The organism is Craurococcus roseus (genome assembly GCF_039523795.1).
GTDB classification, from domain to species: domain Bacteria; phylum Pseudomonadota; class Alphaproteobacteria; order Acetobacterales; family Acetobacteraceae; genus Craurococcus; species Craurococcus roseus.
Map to the genome: position 1 here is coordinate 1 of NZ_BAAAFZ010000071.1, position 5,130 is coordinate 5,130.

The 5,130-nt window shown below is 72.9% G+C and carries 5 protein-coding genes; 3 read left to right on the forward strand and 2 right to left on the reverse strand.

All coding sequences use genetic code 11. The features are described from left to right. Positions 1-857: winged helix-turn-helix transcriptional regulator (locus ABD067_RS21075; protein WP_343897371.1), on the forward strand; the 857-nt coding region annotated here is incomplete at its 5' end. Positions 858-1,000: 143 nt separating this feature from the next. Here ABD067_RS21075 and ABD067_RS21080 read toward each other — a convergent pair. Continuing rightward, on the reverse strand, positions 1,001-2,506 hold the full coding sequence (locus tag ABD067_RS21080) for a tripartite tricarboxylate transporter permease (protein ID WP_343897372.1): 1,506 nt from the start codon (positions 2,504-2,506) through the stop codon (positions 1,001-1,003). A gap of 44 nt (positions 2,507-2,550) precedes the next feature. Further along, positions 2,551-3,177, reverse strand: a complete 627-nt coding sequence (locus ABD067_RS21085) for a hypothetical protein (protein WP_343897373.1) — start codon at positions 3,175-3,177, stop codon at positions 2,551-2,553. Positions 3,178-3,590: 413 nt separating this feature from the next. On the opposite strand from ABD067_RS21085, the gene ABD067_RS21090 reads away from it, so the two are divergent. Further along, positions 3,591-4,781: a M20 metallopeptidase family protein gene (locus ABD067_RS21090; RefSeq protein ID WP_343897374.1), complete on the forward strand. Its 1,191-nt coding sequence runs from the start codon at positions 3,591-3,593 to the stop codon at positions 4,779-4,781. Then, the coding region (locus tag ABD067_RS21095) for a creatininase family protein (RefSeq protein ID WP_343897375.1) at positions 4,778-5,130 on the forward strand (353 nt) is incomplete at its 3' end. The genes ABD067_RS21090 and ABD067_RS21095, both read left to right, overlap by 4 nt.

Here is a 5,130-nt window from a genome sequence, read left to right on the forward strand (position 1 = left end):
GCGCCGCGGGCCGCGGCGCCGGCCTGATGCACGCGGGCGCCGCCGCCGCCGCCGCCGCGCCGACGGGCGGGCAGCCTTGCGGCGAGCCGCCGCCCGCCCTCGGCGTCGTCGAAGCGGACGCGGATTTCGCCGCCGGCCTCCGCGCCTCCTTCGGGGAACTCGGGTTTCCCTGCGAAGCGCACCGGACGGTCGACGCCCTGGTGGAGGGGTGGGCCGGCATGCCTTCCCCGCGGCTCGTGCTGCTCGGCGGAGGAGACCCGGCCGCCCCGCTCTCGGCGCTGCGACGGCTCCGCGACGCGTCCCGCGTGCCCTGCATCCTCCTTGTCGGCGGATTGGACGAGGCCATCGGCGCCCTGGCGCGGAACGCCGGCGCCGATGACGCCGCGGATCGCGCGGCGCCCTTCGCGGCCATCCTGGCCCGCGTCCGCGCCGTGCTGCGCCGGGCCGAGTGGGGGACTGCCGACGCCATGGCGGCGCCGCCGGAAGCGGCGCTCGACGGCTGGCGCCTCCTGCCGGACCGCCGGCAGCTCCTCCTCCCCGACGGGCGGGAATGTCCGTTGACCACCGCCGAGTTCGACCTGGTGCGGGTGCTGGTGGAGCGCCGCGGCCGCGCGGTGTCGCGCGACGCCATCGCGCGCAGCGTCTTCGGCCGGCCCTTCCGGCCGGACGACCGCACCGTGGACAACCTCGTGCTCCGGTTGCGGCGCAAGCTCGAAGCCGCCGATCCGCGGGCGATCAAGACGGTGCGTGGCGCGGGCTACATGTTCGCGGGCTTCGGCGCCGCCGCTGCTGGGGCTGGCGGTCGGGCGGGCAGGTCCGCCGCCACGCCGGCGCATCCGCCGCAGCTTGGTCCCTGACCGCAGCCCCACCCGCCATTCCACTGGGAGCCGTCCGGGAGAGGGGGCGGCCGAGGCCGCAGTGTCGGAGCCGGAAAAAAGAAAGCCGCCCCGGCGGCTGAACCGGGGCGGCTCTCGAGGGCGCGCGCGGGGCTTGCCGGCGGTCAGCCCGCCATGGCCTGCTCCTTGCCCTTGCGCAGGTTGGGCAGCAGCATCGCCCCCAAGGCGATCGCCCCGATCGCCAGCATGGTGGCGCTGATCGGCCGTTGGAGGAACACCATCGGGTCGCCGCGCGACAGCAGCATGGCGCGCCGCAGGTGCTCCTCCATCATCGGGCCGAGCACGAAGCCGATCAGCAGCGGCGCCGGCTCCATCCGCAGCTTGTTGAACATGTAGCCGAGCACCGCGAAGATCGCCGTCGAGTACACGTCGAAAACGTTGTTGTTCACGCTGTAGGCGCCGATGCAGCAGAACACCAGGATGGCCGGGTACAGGAACTTGTAGGGCACTTGGAGCAGCTTCACCCACATGCCGATCATCGGCAGGTTGATGACCAGCAGCATCAGGTTGCCGATCCACATCGAGCAGATCAGGCCCCAGAACAGCTCGGGTTGCGCCTCCACCATGCGCGGCCCCGGCTGGATGCCCTGGATGATGAGCGCGCCGACCATCAGCGCCATCACCGCGTTGGCCGGGATGCCCAGCGTCAGCAACGGGATGAAGGAGGTCTGCGCCGCGGCGTTGTTGGCCGCTTCCGGCCCCGCCACGCCTTCGATGGCGCCCTGGCCGAACATGTGCCGGCCCTTCGAGACCTTGCGCTCCATCATGTAGGCGCCGAAGGCGGCGAGCGAGGCGCCGCCGCCCGGCAGGATGCCGAGCACGGAGCCGAGCGCGGTGCCGCGCAGCACGGACGGCGCCGCGCGCTTCCACTCCTCCTTCGTGAGGAAGAGGCTCTCGACCTTGGTCTTGAGGACCTCGCGCGCCTCCGGCCGCTCCAGGTTCAAGATGATCTCGGCGATGCCGAAGACGCCCATCGCCAGGGCGACGAAGCTGATGCCGTCCGACAGCTCCGGGATGCCGAAGGTGAAGCGCTGCTGGCCGGTCTGCACGTCCGTGCCCACCAGGCCGAGCGCCACGCCAAGCACCACCATCGCCACCGACTTGAGCACCGAGCCCTGGGCGAGCACCGCCGAGATGATCAGGCCGAGCAGCATGAGCGAGAAGTAGTCGGCCGGGCCGAAGCTCAGCGCCACCTGCGTCAGCAGCGGGCCGGAGGCGGCGACGAGGACCGTGGCGACCGAGCCGGCGAAGAAAGACCCGATGGCCGAGGTGGCCAGCGCCGCGCCGGCGCGGCCGTTCCGTGCCATCTTGTAGCCTTCGAGCGTGGTGACGACCGAGGAGATCTCGCCCGGCAGGTTGAGCAGGATGGCGGTGGTGGAGCCGCCGTACTGCGCGCCGTAGTAGATGCCGGCCAGCATGATGATGGCCGTCGTCGCCTCCTGGCCGAAGGTGATCGGCAGCAGGAGCGAGATGGTCGCCACCGGCCCGATGCCCGGCAGCACGCCGATGGCCGTGCCGATCAGCGCGCCGATCAGCGCGAAGGCCAGGTTCTTGAAGCTCAACGCGACGCCGAAGCCGAGCGCCAGGTTCTCGAGGAAGGATGTTTCCATGGTCCGTCAGGTCCCTTTGCGCGCGCCCGAAGGGGCCCTTCCCGTCAGAACTGCGGCCACACGTTCACGCGGATGTCGAGCTGCTTGATGAACACCCACCAGCACAGCGCGAGCAGGAAAACCGTGAGGCCGAGGACGCCCACCGGCCGCCTCCGGTGCTCCGGCTCGGCGGCCGCGGCGATGAAGATCGTCGCCACCAGCGCGACCATCAGCCCGAAGCCGTCCAGCAGGAGGCAGAAGGCGCACATGGCGCCGCATATGCACCCGATGAGCCGCCACCCGATGGATACGCAGAGCAGGGAGAAGCCGGCGAGCAGGCCCAGGCCGAGGGCGACGTAGTTGTTCGAGAAGGCGGGGTTCAGCGCGGGCGCGACGTAGCCCACGGCGAGGCCGACCGCGACGGCCAACGCCAGCACGCCGGTCTCGACGCCCGTCCACCGTTGCAGCGGGTCGGGTCCTTCGAAAAGGCCGACGGCCAGGGTCAGCGCGCCTAGGCCCATCAAGCCCCACAGCACCAGCATGGGCATGTAGCCCGGCCCCATGCGCCGGGCCGTGCCGATCGCGTGCTGCTCCAGCCCGATGCCGAGGAAACCGCCGTTGAGGTAGAGGCCCGCAAAGGCGACGAGGATGAAGAACAGCCCCGAGACGACGTCCTTCTCATTGATTTTCATGCAGCGGCCCTTTCCGGCTCCGTCGCGCCGCGCGCGGCACCCGCGGCGCGCTTCACGAAATCCTCCAACCGACGGGCGCGCCAGACGCCCGCACCAGAAGCCCCCGGCGCTCCGCGCCGGAGCGGACGGACACCGTGCGCGCCTCCGGCGGAAGCGTGCCAGCCCGCCCGCCGGGCTCGGCGAAGCGGTCGCGCGCAGCGACAGAACGGGAAACGACCGCCACAGGCGCCGTCGGTGCGGCGCGGCGAGACAAGCCCCCGGACATCTCCCTCCCCGTTTTTCGGGTCTTCCGGCCGTATGGCACGGGGACTCGGCGCCTAGCAAGCCGGCCTCGGAACGTGGCGCCGCCGGGCGCTTGCCAGCCCCGCGCCCGCCCGCGATCCTCGCCGCACCACGGCGGCGCGAGGTCGGGAATGTCGGGACACTTGCTGGCGAACGACCCGGCGGAGCGCATCCGGGACGCCGCGGCGGCGCTGGAGCCGGGGTTGGCGGCGCTGCGACGCGACATCCACGCCCACCCCGAATTGGGCTTCGAGGAGACGCGCACCGCGGGCATCGTCGCGGCCGAACTCGCGCGCCTAGGCGTCCCGCACCGCACCGGCCTCGGCCGCACCGGCGTGGTCGGCACCATCGAGGGCGGCAGGCCCGGGCCGACGCTCGCCATCCGCGCCGACATGGACGCGCTGCCCATCCAGGAGGAGACCGGGTTGCCCTTCGCCTCCACGGTGGCGGGCAAGATGCACGCCTGCGGGCACGACATCCACACGGCCACCTTGCTCGGCGTCGCCGCGGTGCTGAAGGATCTGGCGCCGCGCCTCGCCGGCCGCGTCGCGCTGGTGTTCCAGCCGGCGGAGGAGCTGCTGGAAGGCGCGGCGGCGATGATCGCGGACGGCGCCGCGGAGGGCTTCGACCTCGCGCTCGCCTTCCACAACCAACCGGACATGCCGGTGGGGAGCTTCGGCTGGGTGCGCGGCGCGAACCTCGCCGCCGCCGACCGCTTCGACCTGGTGGTGCGCGGCCGGTCCGGCCACGCGGCGCACCCGCACGCCTCCGTGGACCCGATCGTCGCCGCGGCGGCCTTCGTGTCCCAGGCGCAGACGGTGGTGAGCCGGGAGATCAAGCCGCTGCACCCCGCGGTGGTGACGATCGGCCAGTTCCAGGGCGGCACCACGCACAACATCATCCCCGAGCGCGTCCATCTGAAGGGCACGGTCCGCACCTTGCACGAGGAGGCGCGCGGCACGGCGGAGGCGGCGCTGCGCCGCTTGGTGGCGGGCTTGGAGACGGGGATGCGCGTGTCCTGCGCCCTGGACTACCGCCGCCTCATCCCGGCGCTGGTCAACGACGACCGCGTGCTCGACCCGCTGGTCGCCAGCGTGCGGCGGCAGTTCGGGGACGGCGCCGTCTCGGAAGGCGAGCCGGTGATGGGCGCGGAGGACTTCGCCGCCTTCGCCGCCGTGGTGCCCTCCGCGCACCTCCGCATCGGCTCCGGCGCGCCGGGGCGCCACGATCGCCTGCACAACGCCGACTACCAGCCGGACGAGCGCTGCATCGGCCTCGGCGTCCAGGCGCTGTGCCGCGCCGCGCTGGACATGCTGGCTTGAGCCACCGCGTCGCCGAGCTGACGGCGCCCGAGGCGGCGGAGCGCTTGGCGGCCGGCGCCTGCGCCATCCTGCCGATGGGCAGTCTGGAAACGCACGGGCCGCACGCGCCGATGGGCGATTACCTGCTCGCCGACGCGCTGTGCGTCATGATGGCCGAGCGCGCGGCCGGGCTGGGCGCCGACGCCCTGGCGCTGCCGCCCGTGCCCTTCGGCGGCGAGGACTTCTTCAACGCCGTGCCGGGCGCCGTCTCGCTGCCCCTGCCGCTGGTCCAGGCCGTCGTGGAGGAAACGGCGGAGGCCCTGCTCCGCAACGGCGCGCGGCGCATCCTCGTCGTCAACGGCCACGGCGG

Bases quoted from the DNA above. Each gene is read 5' to 3' on its own strand.
- ABD067_RS21080 (WP_343897372.1), bottom strand. From the start codon at position 2,506: ATGGAAACATCCTTCCTCGAGAACCTGGCGCTCGGCTTCGGCGTCGCG.
- ABD067_RS21085 (WP_343897373.1), bottom strand. From the start codon at position 3,177: ATGAAAATCAATGAGAAGGACGTCGTCTCGGGGCTGTTCTTCATCCTC.
- ABD067_RS21090 (WP_343897374.1), top strand. From the start codon at position 3,591: ATGTCGGGACACTTGCTGGCGAACGACCCGGCGGAGCGCATCCGGGAC.